Raw genomic sequence first — 20,215 nt, forward strand, 5'->3', positions numbered from 1 at the left:
CTAGGTGCGTGGGTCAGATCCTTCCGTTAACGCGCCGGGGTGAATCCGGTGGATAGCGCGGGGTGCTGGGAGAATCGATTCATGACGGTGACTGCCAGCCTGGAGGGTCTGTTCGAGGTCGAGCCGGGTGAGGCGCGGGCGCCGGGATCGGCTGCACCGGCGGGTGCGGGCAAGACGTTCCGTGGGTATGACCAGGGGCAGTGTTTCCTGCTCCCGCCGAGTCTGGATGACTGGCTGGACGAGGATGATGAGGCCCGGTTCATCTCCGAGGTCGTCGAAGAGCTCTTGGATCTGACGCCGGTCTACGCGTCGTACGCGTCCGCCTCGGGTGCGCCTCCGTATGACCCGCGGATGATGTTGAAGCTGCTGCTGTTCGCGTACGCGACGGGCGTGACCTCGTCTCGTGAGTTGGAGCGGCGCTGCAAGCGCGATATCGCCTTCCGGTGGCTGTCGGGCAACCAGGCGCCCGACTACCGGTCGCTGGCCCGGTTTCGTCGGCGTCACCTGGATGCCCTGCCGGGGTTGTTCCTGCAGGTGCTGCGGGTCTGCGCGGAGGCGGGGCTGGTGCGGTTGGGGCGGGTCGCGCTGGATGGCACGAAGCTGGCTGCGAACGCGTCGCGGCATAAGGCGATGAGCTATGACCGGATCGTGCCGAAGATCGATCAGCTCCAAGCCGAGGTCGCTGCGCTGCTCGCCGAGGCGGAGGCGGTCGATGAGGCCGAGGATCAGCAGTTCGGCCAGGACCGGCGCGGGGACGAGGTCGCCCCGGAGCTGGCCCGCCGTGAGGGGCGCCTGGCAAAACTACGTGCCGCGAAGGACGCGATCGAGGCCGACGCCGCCGAGAAGGCGGCAGCCGTGGCGCGGAAGAAGGCCGACGCCGCCGGTCAGCCCCCTGAGCAGGCCGACGCGGCCGTCGCGACTGCGGTGGACACGGCGGCGCCGAAGCCGAAAGCGCAACGCAATTTCACCGATCCTGAGGCGCGGATGATGAAGACGGTCCGCGGCTTCGATTACGCGTTCAACGCGCAGGCCGTTGTCGATGAGGGCCACCAGATCGTGTTGAGCGCCGAGGTCACCCAGCAGGCCACCGATATCCAGCAGTTCGTCCCGATGGCCGAGCAGACCCTACGGAACCTCGACGCGGCAGGAATCGAGCGTTCCCCAGAGGTCGTCCTCGCTGACGCGGGCTACTGCTCGGAAGCCAACCTCGAAGCCGCCGACGATCTGGACGCACAGGTGTTGATCGCGACGGGACGGCAACGTCACGGCGAGAGCTTCCCTACCGCCGGCGCCCCGGACCCGGCCCCAGAGGACGCGAGCCGGCGGGAGCGGATGGCGCACGCGCTGCGCACCGAGCAGGGCCGCACCGACTACGCGCGCCGCAAAGCCATCGTTGAACCCGCGTTCGGGCAGATGAAGACCCGGCAAAACGCCGGACAGCTCCGGCTACGCGGACTCGCCGGCGCCCAAGGCGAATGGCTACTCCACACGATCTGCCACAACCTCCGCAAGCTCCGCGTCGCTACAGCCGCCGGGCTGGCGCCCGCATAGGCCTCCCCAGGGGTCCCTGGGCGTCACAGCACGCACCGACAGTCGCCACGAGCCCCTCGCCGTGCGATCCCGCACGCTCTCACACCGCAACGGCCCGCCCGTTCCCGTTCGCGACCGTCAGCGCGCGATGCCAGAGTCAACGCCGCGCGCCACGCCACCCGATTCTGACCCGCGCACCTAGACACGGGCACTCCGCGACCCGCCCGCCACCGGCCGCGGACAAGTAGCCTGTACGGCATGACGAACCGCCGCCTCGCCGTTGAAGCGTGGGAGAGTTTGTTCCGCGCGCAGCACGAGGTGTTCACCGAGATCAGCAGCGACTTCCGCGGCACCGGCCTCGAACAGGGCGAGTACGACGTGCTGCTGACCGTGACACGCGGACCCGAGATGACCGCGCGACTGCGCGATGTGACCGCACGGATGCTCGTCAGCCAGCCGTCCGTCTCTCGCCTCGTCGACCGCATGGTGGTCCGCGGCCTGGTCACCAAATGCGCCGACCCCGATGACGGTCGCGGTGCGCTCGTCCGCGCGACCGAGGCGGGTGCGGCCGCTTTTCGCGCCGTCGCGACGCAGCACGCACGCACGATCGCCGAGCGGATGTCCCGGCTCAGCGACGACGAACTCGAAGCGCTCCGCGGCCTGACGGCGAAACTGCGCGAAACGACCGACTGAGCACGCCGCAAACGACGGATGCCGCACCCCGGAGGGCGCGGCATCCGTTGTACACGCGGTTCTGACTACTGCTCGATGAGCTGCGGCCCCGAGGAGTCAGCTCCCGACTCGCGCGCTGCGATGACGGAAGCATCGGCATCCGTCGCCACCTCGATCTTGCGTGGCTTGGCGCGCTCGCTGACGGGGATCGTCACCGACAGCACGCCGTTGTTGTAGCTCGCAGAGATGCGGTCGGTGTCGACTCCCTGACCGAGGTTGAGCTGCCGCAAAAAGCTCGCCGCTTCACGCTCGCGGGTGATCCACTTGACGCCGTCGCCGGCCGCAAGGGTGCGCTCGGCGCGGATCGTCAACAGTTGGCCGTCGACGTCGATGTCCACCGACCCCGGGTCGATCCCGGGCAGATCGGCGGTCAGCACGTAGTGGTCGCCATCGCGGTAGAGGTCCATCGGCATGCGACGGGGGCCTCGCCGCGCATCCAGAAGGCTCGTCGCGAGGCGGTCGAGGTCGCGGAACGGGTCGTATGTCGCCATGGTGGTGTCCTTCCTTGTTGCGCCGGATTCGCGTCCGGCGATGAACGGGTTCGATATGGAGTTGATGGAGTTGAGCCGACTCGACTCAACAATCAAAGATTAGCACTCGACGTATGAGAGTGCCAATAATTCGATCCCGCGACGCGGACGTTTTCATCCAGCGACAACCGCACCGATGTCCCTTGCCCGGCCCGTGGTGAACTTGCCATGCTTGCGAACACGAGCCCCTGAACGATGACGTCGAGGATCACCATGACTGCCACAGCGCCCCGGACGATGAAAGCCGCCGTGCTGCGCGCGGATGGACCGGGGCTCGAGATCCTCGAGGTTCCCCGCCCCGTGCCCCGGGCGGGAGAGGCGCTCGTCAAGGTCATCGCGTGCGGCGTGTGCCACACCGATCTGCATGTCATGAAGGGCGAGGTGCGCTTTCCGCGGCCGGCCGTGATGGGCCACGAGATCAGCGGCACGCTCGTCGCGTTCGGTGACGACACTCCCCCGGCCATGGGACTCGCGATCGGCGACACGGTCATCGGGGCCTTCATCATGCCCTGCGGCGACTGCCCCGCCTGCTCCCGCGGGCGTGACGACCTGTGCGCGGAGTTCTTCGGGCAGAACCGACTGAACGGCACGCTGTACGACGGCGAGAGCCGCCTCTCGATGCCGGATGGCTCCTTCCTCGCCATGTACTCGATGGGCGGGCTTGCCGAATACGCCGTCGTGCCGATCACCGCGCTGACGCGACTGCCGGACGACCTCGACCCCGTCACATCCGCCGTCCTCGGATGCGCCGCCTTCACCGCGTACGGTGCCGTGCACCGCGCGGGCGATGTGCGACCGGGCGAAGCGGTCGCGATCGTCGCGGTCGGCGGCGTGGGCAGCGGAGTCGTTCAGATGGCCCGCGCCGCGGGCGCCGACCCGATCATCGCGATCGACGTCGCCGACGACAAACTCGAGGCCGCCATGGCCCTCGGCGCGACGCACACGGTCAACTCGCGCGAGACGGATGCCGCCACCGCCGTCCGCGAGATCACCGGCGGTCTGGGTCGTGGTCTGGGTGTCGACGTCGCCTTCGAGGCGCTCGGTCACCCCGCCACTTTCCGACAGGCGATCGGCTTGCTCGCCGACGGGGGCCGGATGGTCGCGATCGGCATCGCGGCCGGCGACGCGGCCGCCGAGGTCGAGATCACCCCACTCGTTCGCCGCGGCTACACGATCACCGGATCGTTCGGTGCGCGCACACGCGAGGACCTGCCCGCTGTCGTCGACATTGCCGCGGCCGGCGGGTTCGACACCGCACGCCTTGTCACGCGCCGCTACACCCTCGACAATGCAGATGCCGCGTATCAGGCCCTCGCCCGGGGCGAGATCACCGGACGCGCCGTCGTCGTCATGGACTGACCCGATCTACGAACGAAACGAGAACAATGACCACGCGCATCCCGCACTGGATCAATGGCGAGCGCCACGACTCCGATGACCGCCGACTCGGCACCGTCTACGACCCCGCCACGGGCGAGCAGAGCGGCGCCGTCGTGCTGGCCGAGCCTGCCGACGTGGACGCTGCCGTGACGGCCGCAACGACCGTATTCCCCGCCTGGCGCGACACATCGATCGCGCGCCGCCAGGCCATCCTGTTCCGGTTCCGCGAACTGCTGGAGCAGCGCAAGCCCGAACTGGCAGAGCTCATCACGGCCGAGCACGGGAAGGTCGTCTCGGATGCGCTCGGCGAAATCGCCCGCGGCCAGGAGGTTCTCGAGTTCGCCCTCGGCTTCGCCGACATCCTGAAGGGCGACTACTCCGTCAACGCCTCGACGGGCGTCGACGTCTACTCGTTCCGCCAGCCCATCGGCGTCGCGGCGATCATCAGCCCGTTCAACTTCCCGGCCATGGTGCCGATGTGGTTCTTCCCCATCGCCCTGGCATCGGGTAACACCGTCGTCCTCAAGCCGAGCGAGAAGGACCCGTCCGCCGCGATGTGGATGGCGGAGCTTCTGACCGAGGCCGGGCTACCCGACGGGGTGTTCAACGTGGTGCACGGCGACAAGGTCGCGGTCGATGCGTTGCTGGAGCATCCGGATGTCGCGTCCATCTCGTTCGTCGGGTCCACCCCGATCGCGCGCTACATCTACGAAACGGCCGCGCGCCACGGCAAGCGCGTGCAGTCGCTCGGCGGCGCGAAGAACCACATGCTCGTGCTGCCCGACGCCGACCTAGACCTCGTCGCCGATGCGGCGGTCAACGCGGGCTTCGGTTCGGCCGGCGAGCGCTGCATGGCCATCTCGGTCGTCCTCGCGGTGGAACCTGTCGCCGACGCACTGATCGAGAAGATCTCGGAGCGGATGGCCGGGCTCCGCATCGGCGACGGGCGCCGCGGCTGCGACATGGGCCCCCTTGTCACCCGCGAGCACCGCGACAAGGTGGCCGGGTACATCGACGTGGCGGCGAGCGACGGCGCCGAGATCGTGGTGGACGGTCGGGGTGTCGTTCCCGACGGAGCGCCCGGCGGTTTCTGGCTCGGCCCCACCCTGCTGGATCGGGTTCCGACCACATCGGCTGCCTACATCGAGGAGATCTTCGGGCCGGTGCTGTCGATCGTGCGCGTCGCGACCTACGAAGAGGGCGTCGAGCTGATCAACTCGGGCGCGTTCGGCAACGGTACGGCGATCTTCACGAACGACGGTGGTGCCGCCCGGCGCTTCCAGTACGAGATCCAGGTCGGGATGATCGGGGTCAACGTGCCAATTCCGGTACCGGTCGCGTACCACTCGTTCGGCGGCTGGAAGGCCTCCGCGTTCGGGGATTCGAAGGCCTACGGCCGACAGGGATTCCACTTTTTCACGCGAGAGAAGGCGGTCACGGCACGCTGGCTGGACCCGAGCCACGGCGGCATCAACCTGGGGTTCCCGCAGAACACCTGATCAGTCGCCGAGCGACCCGAACACGTGCAGGTCGAGCTCGGCGCTCAGCAGGTCGCAGGCCTTGCTGCCGCGGACGCTCGTCCCCTGCTCGTCGAGGGGCGGGCTGATGACCGCGGCGCCGAGGGTCTCGGGCACCGAAAGCACGATCGCGCCCGAGACGCTCGACTTCGCGGGGATGCCGACCCGGCGCATCCATCGTCCCGATCCGTCGTACACACCGCACGTGGCCATGACCGACACGACATCGCGCGCGACTGCGGCGGGGACGACGCGCTTGCCGGTGACCGGGTTCACCCCGCCGAACGCGAGCGTCGCACCCATCACGGCGAGCGCTTCGGCGTCGACGAGCACGGCGCATGCCCGTGCATAAACCGCCACAGCGTCGTCGGCACTGATCCGCAGGGTGCCCTCCGAACGCATCAGGTGCGCGAGCGCATGATTGCGGTCCCCCAGCAGGTGCTCGTTTCGCGCGACATCCTCGTCGACGGTGAGCTCGCGCCCGGCGAATGCCGACAGACCGCGCAGGATGCGTTCGTTCCGCCCCTCGACACCGTCACCGTCGACGACCGCCGCGGTCAGCAGGGCACCCGCGTTGACCATGGGGTTCGGGGGACGCCCCGTACCGCTCTCGAGCTTGATCGCATCGAAGGCCTCGCCCGTCGGTTCGATCCCGATGCGGTCGAGCACCTCGCCATCGGTGTCGAGCAGGGCGAGGGCGAACAGAAACGGCTTGACGGCGGACTGCACACTGAACGCGACATCGGCCTGCTCGGTCGTTCGGACGGATCCGTCGGGCATCACCATCGCGATGCCCAGCAGCTCCGGGTCGGCCTCGGCGAGCTGAGGGATGCTGTCATCCACCGCACCACCACTCTCACGCATGACACGGTCGCGCAGGTCCTTGAGGTCGTAGGTGCGGGCGTCGCGACGTGAAGGCATAGCTCCCAGACTGTCACGCGTCGCTCTGGCCATGGCCGTTACCGTACTGTTGTGTTCCCACGGTGCATGTCAAGGCCCCGACACGAATCTCCTTTTCTTGCAGAATGAAACGTGTGAAACGCATCTCATTCGCCGATCGCACGATCCTCATCGACGACGCGACATCCGACTGCCTGGTCGAGTACGCGGCACTGCTGGGTGCCGAGCAGTCGGCCGACACCGTTCGTATCTGCGGAGTCGGTCAGGACGGCGATGATGTCGAGGCGGACTTCGTCCTCAACGCCGCATCCAACCTCATAGCCGAGTCGACGCATTCCGCCCTGCAACCGCCGGCGAACCCCGAAGCGATCTCGTACATGCGCGAGAAGATCAATCTGCTTCGAGTCGGGCCCAGGGCACAGCCGGCCGAGCCCGAAGAGATCCCCCACGGCGTCCCCGGCATCGACGAGATCTAGCCCACCCCTTACGCTCGGGACGTGACACGCATCCAGCGGATACTGCGCCCGGCAACGCACGATGCGCCCGCGTTCCGTCTCGCGTACACGAGGTCGGGGCAGCGAACGGATACTCCGCTCGTCGTCATTCCGGGGGGCCCGGGGCTGGCGTCGATCCAGCCGTATCGAGCCCTGCGGCGACGGGCGGCCCGCGGCCGTCTCGACGTCATCATGATCGAGCACCGCGGCGTCGGGCATTCCCGCCGCGACGTATCGGGCCGGGTGCTCCCCCATTCGGCGATGTGGGTCACCGCCGTGGTCGACGACATCGCCGCGGTGCTGGATCGCGAGGGCGTGCGCTCGGCCCACATCGTGGGTTCGTCGTACGGCAGCTACCTTGCGTCGTCCTTCGGCGCGCGCCATCCCGACCGGGTGTCGGGCATGATCCTCGACTCGGCGCTGCAGTCGACAAGCGACCTCGCCGTCGAACGTCGGCGGCTGCGCGAGTTGTTCTGGGACGCCGACACGGATGTCGCGCGGTCGGTCCGTCGCCTGATAGACGATGGGCGGGGCGGGACCCATCTGCTCGAAGTGATTCGCGGGGCCTACGAACTGGGTGGCGATGACCTGCTTCGGCCGCTCCTCGCCGGACGCCTCGCGCGCGCCAGAAGCCCCGCGTGGAGGTCGCTCGAACTGTACGCGGGACGAGGGGAATCGATCGCACGCATCCCGTACTTCTACGAGTTCGAGATCGCCGGAGCGATCGGATTCCGCGAGCTCGACTATGGGGCGACGCCCGACGGACACCCGCTCGATCCGGCGCGAACCTACGCGCCGCTCGCGCAGCGGTTCCCACCTTTCGCTCATGAGCCGTTCGATCTGCTCCGCGCGGCCCGCTCGTTCACCTGGCCGGTCGTGCTTCTCGTGGGTTCCCGAGACCTGCGCACACCGCCCGCCGCCGCCCAGCGCTTTGCGGCTCACCTGCCCGACGCGACCGTCATCGACCTGGAGAACGGCCACAGTGCCCTCGATACGCATCCGGCACCGTTGCTCAACGCGATGCGGCATCTCGCCAATGGAACGACGGACCGGTTGCCGGCCCTCGCTCCACGACTGAATGCGCTGCCCCGCCCCGGCATCGCGGGCCTGGTACCACGGGCGCTCGGGGCAATGGCCCGCCTCGAGACCGCCTGGCGCTGACCGCTCCGGCTAGATCCGCTGCTCGTGGACGGCCTCGAGCGCCTCGGCATCCGCCTCGGTCATCCCCGCGATGGGCTCGCCGTTCCAGACGATGTCGTCGCCGAGCGCCGCGAGCAGCTCTTTGCGGTCGCCGTGGCTGAGCTTCGCGCCGTGGATCAGCGTCGCCGGGCTCCACATCATCGCGATGGAGTCGTGCCACTGCGATCCGACGTCCCGCACGTGAATCAGATCGTGGAGCGAGGTCGGAAGATGGCTCAGAGGCTCGGCGAAGCAGTCGGCCAGCACGGCGAGCTTCACCTCTCGTTCGACGCCCGGCTCGACGACCACTACCGCGTCGCCCTCGCCGACGAGGGCCCGCGAGAACTCCTCCGCGCCGAGCAGGATGATCCCGTTGGTCGGACGCGGGTTGCATTCGATCGCGAAGAGCTCACCGTCGTTGTCCACGAAGTCGAACGACAGCTGCCCAGTGAACCCCGGGTCGAGTGCGTCCACGATCCGCTGGGTGTAGTCGAGCGTGCGGGTGCTGTCGATCGCGAGGAACGTGATGCCCGTGCTGTGCGCCCACTGCTCGGGCGCACGATAGGTGCAGTGGGAGGTGACGCGACCATCGACGATCGTGCTGTACGTGCAGATCATCGGGCCGTCGACGAACGGCTGAACCAACCAGGGCTGGTCGGGCGTGGGGTGGCAGTCGCTCGCCTCCACCTTTCCGGCGAGTGGTCCGGTATTGGTGAGCAGGCCCACACCCCCGCGGGAGAAGGCGGCGCGCGCGAAGAATCGAGGAAAGCGCGAGATCGCCTCGGCAAGCGACGCATCGTCCGTCGCCACGACCGTTTCCGGGACAGGAACTCCCGCCTCCGCGACGAGACGCTGGAAGCTCGCCTTGTCGTGCAAACGCGCCAGCTTGTCGAAGTTTCCGGCGTAGAGCCGAACGCCGTCCGCGAGGTCGGCCCTGCGTGCCGCGAGGTAGAACGCCTCCTCGAATGTGGGCAGGATGACGTCGATGTCGTACTTCTCGACGATGCGGTTGATGTCGTCGATGAACGCGTCGGTCTCGAACCGGGGCGACGCGGTCACCTCGTGCGCTTCGAGATACTTCGAGTGGCTCCCCACCGCACCGGCGTACGTGTCGCTCGCCACGACCGTGTGATCCGTGGACCCCAGCTTCCGGATCGCATCCAGCGCGAAAGTGTTCCTCGAACTCGTGACCAATACGCGCATCAATCGCCCTTTCGGCGGGGAAGTGGGTGAGCCCACCCTACGGCTACGCTGCTGAGACGAGCGAGCGACGCCCCCGGGCTGCGAGCGATAGTGGGCGGGAGATCACGGCGTGCACGATCTGGCCAGGTGGGTCGTCGCCCTGTCGACTCTCGTGGGCTTCGGTTTGACGATGGGGTTGAACCCCGCGCTCTACGGCGCGACCGCCGACATGCTCGCCCGCAACCTGCACGTTGCCGCCCGAATGAGCTGGATGGTCGCGGGGCTCGCGACCGGCGCGACCGTGCTCTTCGCGCTCCTGCAGACCTTCGATCCCACGAACCTCGTGCTTGCGATCCGGGGCGACGTCGATACGGCGTTACTGAGCCGCGCGGTGGACGCGACCGTCGGGGCGATCTTCCTGGTCCTGGCGGCAGTGGTCGTCGGCTGGGTGCTCCGCGTTCCGACGCGTCCCGTTCGACCCGTGCGAGCGCGGGCGCACAATGCCGCGGCGATCAGCTACTTTCCGCTCGGTCTGAGCTGTGCGGTGATCGGGTTCACGACGTTGCCCATCATGTACATGACGGGGCGCGTGACCGCAGGGCTGACCGAGCACATCGGTTTGCGCATCGCCGCTTACGTCGTGTTCCTGATCGCGCTGGTCGGCCCGTTCCTCGTCCTCACCTGGACCTGGTCCCGGTTTCCGACCCTCTCGGGTCGTGTCACCGAGCTGTACGCACGCCTCACGCACGGCGACTATCGGTGGGCGTCGGCCGCGCTGCTCGGGGCCGGGGGGCTGGTCTTCATCGGTTTGGCCGTGTTCGCTGCCCGCTAGCGTGGCGGTCCCCGGGCGCACGCGTGCGATGCGCCAAGTCGCGGCGGAACCGTTGGGGGACTACCGTCGAAACCATGGTCGACCTGAACGAGAACGACACCGTCGAGGCAGAGCCTGCCCGTCCGGAGCCCACATTTGCCGACCTCGGTCTCGACGACGCGGTCATGAAGGCGTTGAAGGATGTCGGGTACGAGACGCCCTCCGCCATCCAGGCCGCCACGATCCCCCCGCTCCTCGCGGGCCGCGACGTCGTCGGCCTCGCTCAGACCGGAACCGGAAAGACCGCTGCGTTCGCCCTGCCGATCCTGTCTCGACTGGATCTCTCGCAGAAGACTCCGCAGGCCCTCGTGCTCGCCCCCACCCGCGAGCTCGCCCTGCAGGTGTGCGAGGCGTTCGAGAAGTACGCGTCGCACCTGCGCGGCGTGCACGTTCTCCCGGTCTACGGCGGACAGGGCTACGGCCAGCAGCTCTCCGCGCTCCGCCGCGGCGTGCACATCGTCGTCGGTACCCCCGGCCGCATCATGGACCACCTCGAGAAGCGCACCCTCGACCTGTCGGAGCTGAAGTACCTTGTGCTCGATGAGGCTGACGAGATGCTCAAGATGGGCTTCGCCGAGGATGTCGAGACGATCCTGGCTGACACCCCCAAGACCAAGCAGGTCGCCCTGTTCTCGGCGACGATGCCGGCGCAGATCCGTCGCATCTCGGCCCAGTACCTCAACGACCCCGAAGAGATCACGGTCAAGACCAAGACCACGACCTCGGCGAACATCACCCAGCGGTATCTGATCGTGTCGTACCCGCAGAAGGTCGATGCGCTCACCCGCATCCTCGAGGTCGAGAACTTCGAGGGCATGATCGTCTTCACCCGCACCAAGAACGAGACCGAGACGCTCGCCGAGAAGTTGCGGGCCCGCGGATACACCGCCGCCGCGATCAGCGGGGACGTCGCCCAGGCGCAGCGCGAGCGGACGGTCAATCAGCTGAAGAGCGGCAAGCTCGACATCCTGGTCGCAACGGATGTCGCGGCCCGAGGTCTCGACGTCGACCGCATCAGCCATGTGGTCAACTACGACCTGCCGATCGACACGGAGTCGTATGTCCACCGCGTCGGCCGCACGGGCCGCGCGGGACGCACGGGCGCGGCGATCAGCTTCGTCACGCCGCGCGAGCGCCGCATGCTGACCTCGATCGAGCGAGCCACGCGCCAGCCACTGACCGAGATGAAGCTCCCGAGCGTCGACGACGTCAATGCGACGCGCCTGACCCGGTTCGACGACGCGATCACGACCGCCCTCGCGGATCCGGCACAGATCGGGCTGTTCCGCGACATCGTCGCGCACTACGTCGAGCACCACGACGTTCCCGAGGCGGACGTTGCGGCGGCCCTCGCCGTCGTGGCACAGGGCGACACGCCTCTGCTGCTCGACCCGGATGCCGCACCCGAGCCTCGTTTCGCGCGGGATTCGCAGGACCGTCCCGAGCGTGGTGGGCGTGACCGCAACGAACGTTCCGATCGTGGCCCCCGTAGCGGCGCTCGAACGGGCGGTGGTGCGCGAACGACCTACCGGATCGCCGTGGGGCGCCGGCACAAGGTCGAGCCGCGCCAGATCGTCGGTGCGCTCGCGAACGAGGGCGGACTTCGCCGAGAGGACTTCGGCGCCATCCAGATCCGCCCGGACTTCTCGCTCGTCGAGCTGCCGGCCGACCTCCCGCGAGACACCCTCAAGCGCCTCGAGAACACCCGTATCAGCGGCAAGCTCATCGAGCTGAAGCCGGACCGCTTCGCCGGATCCGCAAAGCGCGAGGACCGCCCGCCGCGTCAGTGATCGGTCCGTTTCGGGTCGGGGTCCGGCTTCAGTAGCGGGCCGAGAAACCGCCGTCCGTGTTGAGGAGCTGGCCCGAGACCCAGCGCCCCTCGTCCGACAGCAAAAAAGACACCACGGGCGCGATATCGCCGGGTACCCCGAGCCTTCCCATCGGCTGGTGCGGGGTGAGGGCGTCGCGGACGCCCTGGTCCATCCATCCCGTATCGATCGGTCCGGGATTGACGACATTCGCGGAGATTCCGAGGGGACCGAGCTCGCGTGCCGCCGAGATGACGATGCGATCGAGCGCCGCCTTCGAGGCGCCGTAGGGCAGGTTGCCGGTGGTGTGATCGCTGGTGAAGGCCACGATCACGCCGCCACCCTCGGGTACCTGTCGCGCGAACGCGGCGATCAACAGCAGTGCAGCACGGGCATTGACGGCGACGTGGCGGTCGAAGCTCTCGGCGGTCGTGTCGAGGATGCCGGATTCGACATCGTGCGCGTGGCTGAGGACGAGCGCGGTGATGGGTCCGTGCTCGGCGGCGACGCGGGCGATGAGGTCGTCGGGTCCCGTCGCCGTCGAGAGATCGCAGGGGTGGTCTCCCGCGTCCAGGTCGCTCGTCACGACGTGCCAGCCGTCGGCGACCAGTCGGGGCACGACGCCTGCGGCGATGCTGTTCGCGCGCGCGGCGCCGGTAACGAGAGCGAGAGGCATCATCCGAGGGTACTGAACGGCTCGAGGGTGGGGCAGCGAGAGCGCGGCAGCAAACACGAAAGCCCGCGGAATCCGCGGGCTTTCGGTATTTCACTGTCTCAACACAGTGTGCGCTCGAAGGGACTCGAACCCCCAACCTTCTGATCCGTAGTCAGATGCTCTATCCATTGAGCTACGAGCGCGATCCTGATCCCGCGGCATCCGAAGACCCGCGCAGACCAGCGTCCAGGATACCCCACGCGCGAGGCGCCCGCGAATCGTGCCCCGTCTGCGCGGGGTCTACGCGGTGTCCTGGTCCCGTCGGTCGTCGTCGACGCTGTCGGCACGCTCCGCCTCGGTCGCGCGACGCTGCCGCTGCACCGACGAGAGCTTGCTCAGATCGACGAGCCGGAGCGCCTGCATGCGCGCCTCGCGCATGGTCGCATAGTCGGGCTCGAGGTCGGGTCGCGCGGCCTCGACCCGCAAGCTGCGGTCGATGTTCTCGGCCAACTCGCCCCAGGCCGCATCACGCGCAGCCTCGACCAGCCGGCGCAACCCCTGATCGTCCTCGGCGCGTGCACGCAACTCTTTTGCGACGCGCTGCGACTGACGTCGGCGTCGACGGAGGTTGCGCACATCGCGGCTGCCGTAGTCGTGCGTGCTGTCCGGGTCGCTGAATCGACGCCACGCGTCCTTGCGTTCTTTCCTGATGCGCTCGGCGGCGGCATCAGCTTCGTCGGCGAGCGCGAGAAGTGCGGCACGGGCATCGGGAATGAACTTGTCGACGTCGTACCCGGCGCCGCCGCCGATCGTGTCCATCAGGATGCGGTTCTTCAGCGACAACCTGATCGCGGCGGAGGCGATGTAGAGGCCCTCCGAGACGATCTCGGCGAGTTTCGGGCGCGCAGGCGGAGCCGCGACGACTACCGAGTCGTCGGACTTTTTCGCCGGTGAGGCTTTCGGGCCCACGTCCCCTCCCGGTTCGAGGTTAGCCGGATCGCCCGACACATGACGATGGCGCCGAGGACGAATCCCCGGCGCCATCGGTCGAAACGATCAGACCTTGCGGAATCGTTCCACGATGTAGCAATCGAACGGGTCGCGAGCCGACAGACCGACCCGGTTCAGGTAGGCGATGACGATGCCGTACGAGCGCAGCAGCGTTGTCTCGGTGTAGGGCACGTCCAGCGTCTTGCAGTGGTCGCGCACGATCTCACGCGTCTTGGCGAGGTGCGGGCGAGCCATGCTCGGGAACAGGTGGTGCTCGACCTGGTAGTTCAGACCGCCCATGAGCCAGGTGGCCCACCAGCCGCCCGACACGTTGCGCGACGTGCGGACCTGCTTGGTGAAGAAGTCGAGCTTGGCGTCCTTATCGATGATCGGCATGCCCTTGTGGTTCGGCGCGAACGCCGCACCCATGTAGATACCGAAGACCGCAAGCTGAACACCGAGGAACGCGAAGGCCATGCCGAGCGGCAGGAACCAGAACACGATCGTGAAGAGGACGGTGAAGCGAATCGCCAGAAGAGTGAGCTCGTACCAGCGGCCCTTGACGCCCGGCGTCGTGACCAGGTGCCTGATGCTCAGGTAGTGGAGGTTGATTCCCTCGAACGCGAGGAGGGGGAAGAACAGGTAGCCCTGGCGACGCGTGATGAAGCCGAGAAGACCGGATGCCTTGGCCGCATCCTCTTCGACGAACGAGATCGTGTCGATCTCGATGTCGGGGTCGCGGCTGATCCGGTTCGGGTTGGCGTGGTGGCGCGTGTGCTTCGAACCCCACCAGGAGTAGCTCATGCCGACGATCCCGTTGCCGAGGATCTTGGCGAGGCGGTCGTTCGCCTTGCCGGAGGTGAAGATCGCCTTGTGGGCGGCCTCATGAGAGAGGAAGGCGATCTGCGTCAGGATGATGCCGAGCGCCGCTGCGACGATCAGTTGGAACCAGCTGTCACCGAGGAGCACGAAGGCGACGCCGCACGCGGCGAGAGCGACGAACAGCGCCGACCCGACGAGCAGGTAGAACTTGGGCGCCCGAGCCAGCAACCCGGTCTCGCGAACCACCTGTGACACCTCGGTGTACGCACGGGTGAGGTTCGGATACGTGTCTGACTTCGCGTACGTCTGACGTACGGGCCCAAGCTGGGCTGCGGGGGGAGCAATAGTAGAGATGCTTCACCTCATCGATCGGCAGCCCACAAGGTTGTGGGCCTGGGCCTGTGCCAACGGCAGGTGCCGAACGCTGTCGCCCACACTACGCACCCATTCATGCCGATCCGAGAATGCTGGGGGGATGTCCAGGTGACTGTCACGCGATAGACATTGCGGGCGCGTGTTAGTGTTGCGGAGGCGGTTAATTCCGCCTGCGTCGTCGTGACGCTTCCCGGCCGTCTCGGCCGTGGCTCTACACGAACGGCGAACCGATGCGCAATCCTGCGCCGTCGCCCACTTCGCGCCTCTCTCGGGCCTTCACCGGCCTCATGTTTCGGTGCGCACTTCACCCGAAAGCACAACCATGTCTACTTTCCTTGAGCTCGGCGTACCCGCGCAGCTCGCATCCGTCCTCGAAGCCTCGGGCAAGACCGAGGCCTTCGCCATCCAGCGCGACACGCTTCCCGACTCCCTCGCGGGTCGCGACGTGCTCGGCCGCGGCCGCACCGGCAGCGGCAAGACCATCGCGTTCGCTCTGCCACTCATCGCCCGCCTGAGCGGCGCATCGGCCGCTCGCCGTAACCCGGGCCAGCCTCGCGGCCTGGTCCTCGCCCCGACGCGCGAGCTCGCGACGCAGATCGCCGCAACCCTCATCCCCCTCGCCGAGGCCGTCGGCCTGCGCGTCACCACCGTCTTCGGTGGCGTCAGCCAGCGGCCGCAGGAGCAGGCTTTCCGCAACGGTGTCGATATCGTCGTCGCCTGCCCGGGCCGCCTCGAGGACCTCATGAAGCAGGGCGTCGTGCGTCTGGACCGTGTCGAGATCACCGTGCTCGACGAGGCCGACCACATGGCTGACCTCGGCTTCCTGCCCGGTGTCACGCGCATCCTCGCGGCGACCCCGCAGGGCGGACAGCGGATGCTGTTCAGCGCCACGCTCGACCGCGGTGTCGACAGCCTCGTCCGTCGGTTCCTGCGCGACGAGGTCCGTCACGAAGTCGACGACGAGAGCGTGCCCCAGGGCGAGATGATCCACCGCGTCTTCGTGATCGACGGCACCGATGAGAAGACGGCGCTCGTGCAGCGTCTGGCGTCCGGCACCGGCCGTCGCATCCTCTTCACCCGCACCAAGCACCAGGCAAAGAAGCTCGCCAAGCAGCTGACCGCGGCGGGCATCCCCGCCGTCGACCTCCACGGCAACCTGGCGCAGGGCGCGCGCGAGCGCAACCTCGCCGCGTTCGGTGCCGATGTCTCGAAGGGTGGCGTGCGCGTGCTCGTCGCGACGGACGTCGCCGCACGTGGCGTCCACGTCGACGACGTCGAGCTGGTCGTGCACGTCGACCCGCCCGTCGAGCACAAGGCGTACCTGCACCGCTCGGGCCGCACGGCTCGCGCCGGCGCCGAGGGTACCGTCGTGACGGTCACGCTCGAAGCCCAGCGTCGCGATGTCACCGACCTGCTGCGCAAGGCCCACATCGCCGCACCGCTCGAGAAGGTGCGTGCGGACGATGCCCGGGTCGTGACGCTGGTCGGCGATACCGCCGCCTACGTCAAGCCCGCGCCGATCGTCGCAAGCACCCACGCCCCGCAGCGCCCCCGTGGCGCGTCGGGTCGCGGTAACGGTGGCGGCCGTCCCGCCGCAGCCCGTGGCGACGGTAACCGCGCGCCCCGCGGTGACGGCGCCCACGGCGATTCGGCCCGTCCCGCAGCCGGCGGCGGACGCCGCGGCGGCTCGCGCGGACGCTCCTACTCGACCGGCTCGCGCGGCTGAGCTCAGATCAAACGAAACGGCGGGGCACCCTCGGGCGCCCCGCCGTTTCGCGTTCCGTGCGTCAGACCTGGCGGTACTCCGACTTGCCGAAGCCGAGGATCAGGTAGCCGATCGGCTGCAGGAGGAACAGCAGGAAGAACGAGAAGACACCGCCGTGTCCGAAGTTCTTGCCGACCTTGACGGCCACGACGATCGCGAAGATGAAATTGACGATCGGGATGATGTAGAGAAGGCCGAGCCACGCGGACATCCCGCCGACCTTCACGAGAATGAAAATGTTCACGATCGGGATGATCGCGAGGATGCCGGGCCAGCCCGCCTTGCTGAACGTGCGCCAGAGCGCGATGGCCAGGATGATGTACCAGATCAGCCCCCAAACACCGGAAATCGTATAGAGCGCGGTGAGGTCGGCCTGGTCGGTGATCTGCGAGGTCACGATCTGCGAGGTCACGCTTTGTGAGGTCACGCTTTGTGAGGTCATGGCCACATGCTAGGGGTTCCGCGACACCTCTACCCGCTAGAGTCTGCGCCGTGACTTCCCCGCCCACGCTCGCGCGTCGTCTTGGCCTCGGCGACGCGGTGTTCATCGGTCTCGGGTCGATGATCGGTGCCGGGGTCTTCGCCGCCTTCGCACCCGCGGCCGAGGCGGCGGGTGCAGGCCTGCTGGTCGGGCTCGCGATCGCCGGGTTCGTCGCCTACTGCAACGCCGCCGCATCCGCTCAGCTCGCCGCCGCCCACCCCACCTCGGGAGGAACGTACGCCTACGGCCGGGCCGAGATCGGTCCGTGGTGGGGCTTCGTTGCGGGGTGGGCATTCATCATCGGCAAGCTGGCGAGCTGTGCGGCAATGGCGATCACGTTCGCCGCATACGCCGCTCCCCCGGGGTGGGAACGGCCTGTCGCCATCGCTGCCGTGGCGGCCCTGGCAATCGTGAATCTGCTCGGCGTGACCCGCACAGCACAGCTCACGCGCGTGCTGGTCGTCATTGTTCTGCTCGCTCTGGCCGTTGTTGTGGCCGCAGGATGGTCGAGCACCCCCGGCACCGAAGGCCTCGCCGGCCTGGACCTCTGGACGGGTAGCGGCTACGGCATCCTGCAATCCGCCGGTCTGCTCTTCTTCGCGTTCGCCGGATACGCGCGCATCGCGACGATGGGCGAAGAGGTGCGCGATCCCGCCAAGAACATTCCGCGAGCCATCATGCTCGCCCTCGGGCTGGCGCTCGTCGTCTACGCCGTCGTCGCTGTCACTGTTCTCGCGACGCTCGGTCCCGATACAACGGCGTCGGCCGAAGCACCTCTCGCCGAGACCGCGGCCGCTTCCGGGTGGGCATGGGCGCAACCGATCGTCCGTTTCGGGGCGGCGGCCGCATCGCTCGGCGCGCTGCTCGCGCTGATAGCCGGCATCGGTCGAACGACCCTGGCGATGGCACGAGAGGACGATCTGCCCCGCTACCTCGCCGCTATCCACCCCCGCTACCGCGTGCCGCACCGCGCCGAGATTGTGATTGCGATCGTCGTCATCGTGGCCGTCGCGACCGTCGACCTGCGCGGCGCGATCGGCTTCTCATCGTTCGGGGTTCTCATCTATTACTTCATCGCGAATGCGGCGGCGTTCCGGCAACGCGGCGAGAAGCGCCGATTCCCCCGCGTCCTGCAGGTTCTCGGCGGCGTCGGATGCGGCATCCTTGCCCTGACACTTCCGCTGACCGCCGTGATCGGCGGCGCGGCCGTCATCCTTGTCGGCATCGTCGGGCGACTGGTGGTGCTCGAGCTCAGGCGTCGCCGGTCGCTGTAGGTCCAGCGCGCTTCACGAGCCGAGCTTGAGCCGAATCGACTCGATCCTGCGTGCCCGCGTCTGGGGCGCCTTCGCCGATTCGACCGACTTCACGTGCGCCTTGCGAGCGCTGGGCGCAAGAGCATCGAACACGGACCGCAATCCGGCCGCCTCCAATGCGGTGGCGAGGTCCGCGGGCACCTCGACAGTGCGAGGCACCGCATCGATAACGAGTCTCACGTCGATCGCGTCGCCGCCTGCCAGGCCCGTCGCCGCGCGTTTATCCGAGCTGAAGGGGATCAGGTAGCGACCGCCCATCACAGCAACGGTGCTCCGGTATTCGAAGCCGTTGACGGTCACGATCACGGCTGGCCGCTTGCCGGGGCCCTGACCCCAGTTCTTGGACACGCTGAATCCAGCATTTTGCTGGGGAAGCGAGATGATCAGAATCATGGTTAGGAAGAACTACTCCGACGGGTTCCGGCGGCAGGCCGTGGACTTGTACGAGTCCACTCCCGGGGCGACGGTGCGTGGCATCGCCGCTGATCTCGGGATCGAGCGCGGCACGTTGCGGCTGTGGCTGGAGCGGCACGGGACGGGCCGGAAGACGGCTGCGGACGGCACCGCCGCGCGCAGCCCGTTCAAGGCGTCGGCGACCTCGCCGACGGCGGATGCGGGGGCGGATGAGACGCCCGCGCAGCGCATCGCACGCCTGGAGGGGCGGGTCGCGCAGCTGGAGGTCGAGCAGGTCAAGCTCGTCACCGAGCGTGAGATCCTGCGGCAGGCGGCCAAGTATTTCGCGGGGGAGACGAACTGGTGAACCGCTTCCAGTTCGTTGAGGACCTCTCAGCCACCTACCCGGTGAAGCGGTTGTGTCAGCTCGTCGAGATCACGAGGTCCTCGTTCTACGCATGGCGGGCCGGCGCCGCCGCCCGGCGGGCGCGCGCCGCGGAGGACGACGTTCTGGCGGGGCGGATCCGCGCCGTCCACGAAGGCGACAACACGATGGGCGCGCCACGGATCACCGCCGAGCTCAATGACGGCGCCGCGCCGTCCGAGCGGGTCAACCGCAAGCGGGTCGCCCGCGTGATGCGAGACAACGAGATCCACGGGTACCAGCGCAAGCGGCGGGTGCGCACCACCGTCCCCGAGCCGTCGGGACAGGTCGTCCCCGACCTGCTGAAACGGGACTTCACCGCCGAGGCGCCGAACCAGCGGTATGTCGGCGACATCACCTATCTGCCGCTGGCTGACGGGCAGAACCTGTATCTGGCGACCGTGATCGACTGCTGCTCGAGACGGCTGGCCGGGTGGGCGGTCGCGGACCACATGCGCAACGAGCTCGTCGAAGATGCGCTGCGTTCGGCGAGGCTGACCCGCGGCAGGCTGACCGGGTCCGTGTTCCACTCGGACCACGGATCGGTCTACACCTCCAAGGCCTACGCGGGACTGTGCAAGCGGCTCGGCGTGACACAGTCCATGGGCGCGGTGGGCACGAGCGCTGACAATGCCCTCGCGGAGGCGTTCAACGCGACGCTCAAGCGCGAGGTCCTGCAAGACCGGGCCGTGTTCGCCGACGAGGCCTCCTGCCGTCGCGAGGTGTTCCGGTGGCTCGTGCGCTACAACAACACCCGCCGCCACTCCTACCTCGGCTACATCGCGCCCGTCGCATTCGAAGCCGAACTCACCGCCGCTACGCTACCGATAGCGGCATAATCCCACCCCGTGTCCAAGAACCGGGGGCAAGGCCC

Annotated in this window: 19 protein-coding genes and 1 tRNA gene; 11 read left to right on the forward strand and 9 right to left on the reverse strand. The window is 68.0% G+C overall.

Features of this window, described 5'->3' with window-relative positions; genetic code table 11:
- Nucleotides 1-81: 81 nt before the first annotated feature.
- Together CGU34_RS04405 and CGU34_RS04410 are read left to right on the forward strand one after the other, a co-directional pair.
- Nucleotides 82-1,551 (forward strand): IS1182 family transposase, encoded by a 1,470-nt coding sequence (locus tag CGU34_RS04405; RefSeq protein WP_036294992.1) that lies wholly within the window; start codon nucleotides 82-84, stop codon nucleotides 1,549-1,551.
- 237 nt (nucleotides 1,552-1,788) lie between these two features.
- The gene (locus CGU34_RS04410; RefSeq protein WP_100813394.1) at nucleotides 1,789-2,223 is read left to right on the forward strand and encodes a MarR family winged helix-turn-helix transcriptional regulator; all 435 of its coding nucleotides are present in this window, start codon (nucleotides 1,789-1,791) and stop codon (nucleotides 2,221-2,223) included.
- 65 nt (nucleotides 2,224-2,288) lie between these two features.
- On the opposite strand, the gene CGU34_RS04415 is transcribed toward CGU34_RS04410, so the two are convergent.
- Entirely contained in the window at nucleotides 2,289-2,753 is a 465-nt protein-coding gene (locus CGU34_RS04415) for an Hsp20/alpha crystallin family protein (protein ID WP_036297696.1), read from the reverse strand.
- 252 nt (nucleotides 2,754-3,005) lie between these two features.
- Here CGU34_RS04415 and CGU34_RS04420 point away from each other — a divergent pair, with 252 nt between their 5' ends.
- Nucleotides 3,006-4,151: a zinc-binding dehydrogenase gene (locus CGU34_RS04420; RefSeq protein ID WP_232711534.1), complete on the forward strand. Its 1,146-nt coding sequence runs from the start codon at nucleotides 3,006-3,008 to the stop codon at nucleotides 4,149-4,151.
- A gap of 26 nt (nucleotides 4,152-4,177) precedes the next feature.
- On the forward strand, nucleotides 4,178-5,671 hold the full coding sequence (locus CGU34_RS04425; protein ID WP_100813396.1) for a CoA-acylating methylmalonate-semialdehyde dehydrogenase: 1,494 nt from the start codon (nucleotides 4,178-4,180) through the stop codon (nucleotides 5,669-5,671).
- On the opposite strand, the gene glsA is transcribed toward CGU34_RS04425, so the two are convergent.
- Nucleotides 5,672-6,610 carry a glutaminase A gene (gene glsA, locus CGU34_RS04430; protein WP_100813397.1) on the reverse strand — a complete coding sequence of 313 codons (939 nt, stop codon included), beginning with the start codon at nucleotides 6,608-6,610 and terminating at the stop codon, nucleotides 5,672-5,674. It lies immediately after the preceding gene.
- Between the two features lie 113 nt (nucleotides 6,611-6,723).
- Between glsA and CGU34_RS04435 the strand changes: the two genes are divergently transcribed.
- Both CGU34_RS04435 and CGU34_RS04440 read left to right on the forward strand, forming a co-directional pair.
- Entirely contained in the window at nucleotides 6,724-7,065 is a 342-nt protein-coding gene (locus CGU34_RS04435) for a hypothetical protein (protein WP_100813398.1), read from the forward strand.
- A gap of 21 nt (nucleotides 7,066-7,086) precedes the next feature.
- Nucleotides 7,087-8,244, forward strand: coding sequence for an alpha/beta fold hydrolase (locus CGU34_RS04440; RefSeq protein ID WP_100813399.1), 1,158 nt, complete (start codon nucleotides 7,087-7,089; stop codon nucleotides 8,242-8,244).
- A 9-nt stretch (nucleotides 8,245-8,253) separates the two neighbouring features.
- On the opposite strand, the gene CGU34_RS04445 is transcribed toward CGU34_RS04440, so the two are convergent.
- Nucleotides 8,254-9,465, reverse strand: a complete 1,212-nt coding sequence (locus CGU34_RS04445; RefSeq protein WP_100813400.1) for a carbamoyl-phosphate synthase large subunit — start codon at nucleotides 9,463-9,465, stop codon at nucleotides 8,254-8,256.
- 109 nt (nucleotides 9,466-9,574) lie between these two features.
- Here CGU34_RS04445 and CGU34_RS04450 point away from each other — a divergent pair, with 109 nt between their 5' ends.
- Both CGU34_RS04450 and CGU34_RS04455 read left to right on the forward strand, forming a co-directional pair.
- Nucleotides 9,575-10,276: a hypothetical protein gene (locus CGU34_RS04450; RefSeq protein WP_100813401.1), complete on the forward strand. Its 702-nt coding sequence runs from the start codon at nucleotides 9,575-9,577 to the stop codon at nucleotides 10,274-10,276.
- A gap of 74 nt (nucleotides 10,277-10,350) precedes the next feature.
- Nucleotides 10,351-12,105 carry a DEAD/DEAH box helicase gene (locus CGU34_RS04455; RefSeq protein WP_100813402.1) on the forward strand — a complete coding sequence of 585 codons (1,755 nt, stop codon included), beginning with the start codon at nucleotides 10,351-10,353 and terminating at the stop codon, nucleotides 12,103-12,105.
- A gap of 28 nt (nucleotides 12,106-12,133) precedes the next feature.
- Here the strand turns inward: CGU34_RS04455 and CGU34_RS04460 are convergent, their stop codons facing one another.
- The 4 genes from CGU34_RS04460 to CGU34_RS04475 form a co-directional block, all read right to left on the reverse strand.
- Nucleotides 12,134-12,799 carry an SDR family NAD(P)-dependent oxidoreductase gene (locus CGU34_RS04460; protein ID WP_100813403.1) on the reverse strand — a complete coding sequence of 222 codons (666 nt, stop codon included), beginning with the start codon at nucleotides 12,797-12,799 and terminating at the stop codon, nucleotides 12,134-12,136.
- Nucleotides 12,800-12,908: 109 nt separating this feature from the next.
- Nucleotides 12,909-12,981, reverse strand: a tRNA-Arg gene (locus CGU34_RS04465).
- 97 nt (nucleotides 12,982-13,078) lie between these two features.
- Nucleotides 13,079-13,747 (reverse strand): asparagine synthase, encoded by a 669-nt coding sequence (locus CGU34_RS04470; RefSeq protein WP_232711535.1) that lies wholly within the window; start codon nucleotides 13,745-13,747, stop codon nucleotides 13,079-13,081.
- 87 nt (nucleotides 13,748-13,834) lie between these two features.
- The gene (locus tag CGU34_RS04475) at nucleotides 13,835-14,944 is read right to left on the reverse strand and encodes a fatty acid desaturase family protein (RefSeq protein WP_100813404.1); all 1,110 of its coding nucleotides are present in this window, start codon (nucleotides 14,942-14,944) and stop codon (nucleotides 13,835-13,837) included.
- A gap of 343 nt (nucleotides 14,945-15,287) precedes the next feature.
- Between CGU34_RS04475 and CGU34_RS04480 the strand changes: the two genes are divergently transcribed.
- Complete coding sequence (locus CGU34_RS04480) at nucleotides 15,288-16,691, forward strand: DEAD/DEAH box helicase (protein WP_036300154.1); 1,404 nt, start codon at nucleotides 15,288-15,290, stop codon at nucleotides 16,689-16,691.
- A 61-nt stretch (nucleotides 16,692-16,752) separates the two neighbouring features.
- Here the strand turns inward: CGU34_RS04480 and CGU34_RS04485 are convergent, their stop codons facing one another.
- Entirely contained in the window at nucleotides 16,753-17,172 is a 420-nt protein-coding gene (locus CGU34_RS04485; protein WP_100813405.1) for a DUF5684 domain-containing protein, read from the reverse strand.
- Between the two features lie 50 nt (nucleotides 17,173-17,222).
- Between CGU34_RS04485 and CGU34_RS04490 the strand changes: the two genes are divergently transcribed.
- Nucleotides 17,223-18,485, forward strand: a complete 1,263-nt coding sequence (locus CGU34_RS04490; protein WP_100813406.1) for an APC family permease — start codon at nucleotides 17,223-17,225, stop codon at nucleotides 18,483-18,485.
- 12 nt (nucleotides 18,486-18,497) lie between these two features.
- Here the strand turns inward: CGU34_RS04490 and CGU34_RS04495 are convergent, their stop codons facing one another.
- The gene (locus tag CGU34_RS04495) at nucleotides 18,498-18,872 is read right to left on the reverse strand and encodes a YdeI/OmpD-associated family protein (RefSeq protein WP_232711536.1); all 375 of its coding nucleotides are present in this window, start codon (nucleotides 18,870-18,872) and stop codon (nucleotides 18,498-18,500) included.
- Nucleotides 18,873-18,915: 43 nt separating this feature from the next.
- Between CGU34_RS04495 and CGU34_RS04500 the strand changes: the two genes are divergently transcribed.
- Nucleotides 18,916-20,180, forward strand: a protein-coding gene (locus tag CGU34_RS04500) for an IS3 family transposase (RefSeq protein ID WP_100813234.1) whose coding sequence is annotated in 2 segments (ribosomal slippage) — nucleotides 18,916-19,267 and nucleotides 19,267-20,180 — 1,266 coding nt in all. Because the reading frame shifts where the segments join, the coding sequence is not laid out codon by codon here.
- Nucleotides 20,181-20,215: the final 35 nt, after the last annotated feature.

This window comes from Microbacterium lacus (assembly GCF_002812805.1).
Classification (GTDB): Bacteria; Actinomycetota; Actinomycetes; order Actinomycetales; family Microbacteriaceae; genus Microbacterium; species Microbacterium lacus_A.

Coding starts and splice junctions, on each gene's coding strand:
- CGU34_RS04405 (WP_036294992.1), top strand. CDS start 82: ATGACGGTGACTGCCAGCCTGGAGGGTCTGTTCGAGGTCGAGCCGGGT.
- CGU34_RS04410 (WP_100813394.1), top strand. CDS start 1,789: ATGACGAACCGCCGCCTCGCCGTTGAAGCGTGGGAGAGTTTGTTCCGC.
- CGU34_RS04415 (WP_036297696.1), bottom strand. CDS start 2,753: ATGGCGACATACGACCCGTTCCGCGACCTCGACCGCCTCGCGACGAGC.
- CGU34_RS04420 (WP_232711534.1), top strand. CDS start 3,006: ATGACTGCCACAGCGCCCCGGACGATGAAAGCCGCCGTGCTGCGCGCG.
- CGU34_RS04425 (WP_100813396.1), top strand. CDS start 4,178: ATGACCACGCGCATCCCGCACTGGATCAATGGCGAGCGCCACGACTCC.
- glsA (WP_100813397.1), bottom strand. CDS start 6,610: ATGCCTTCACGTCGCGACGCCCGCACCTACGACCTCAAGGACCTGCGC.
- CGU34_RS04445 (WP_100813400.1), bottom strand. CDS start 9,465: ATGCGCGTATTGGTCACGAGTTCGAGGAACACTTTCGCGCTGGATGCG.
- CGU34_RS04455 (WP_100813402.1), top strand. CDS start 10,351: ATGGTCGACCTGAACGAGAACGACACCGTCGAGGCAGAGCCTGCCCGT.
- CGU34_RS04460 (WP_100813403.1), bottom strand. CDS start 12,799: ATGCCTCTCGCTCTCGTTACCGGCGCCGCGCGCGCGAACAGCATCGCC.
- CGU34_RS04480 (WP_036300154.1), top strand. CDS start 15,288: ATGTCTACTTTCCTTGAGCTCGGCGTACCCGCGCAGCTCGCATCCGTC.
- CGU34_RS04485 (WP_100813405.1), bottom strand. CDS start 17,172: ATGACCTCACAAAGCGTGACCTCACAAAGCGTGACCTCGCAGATCGTG.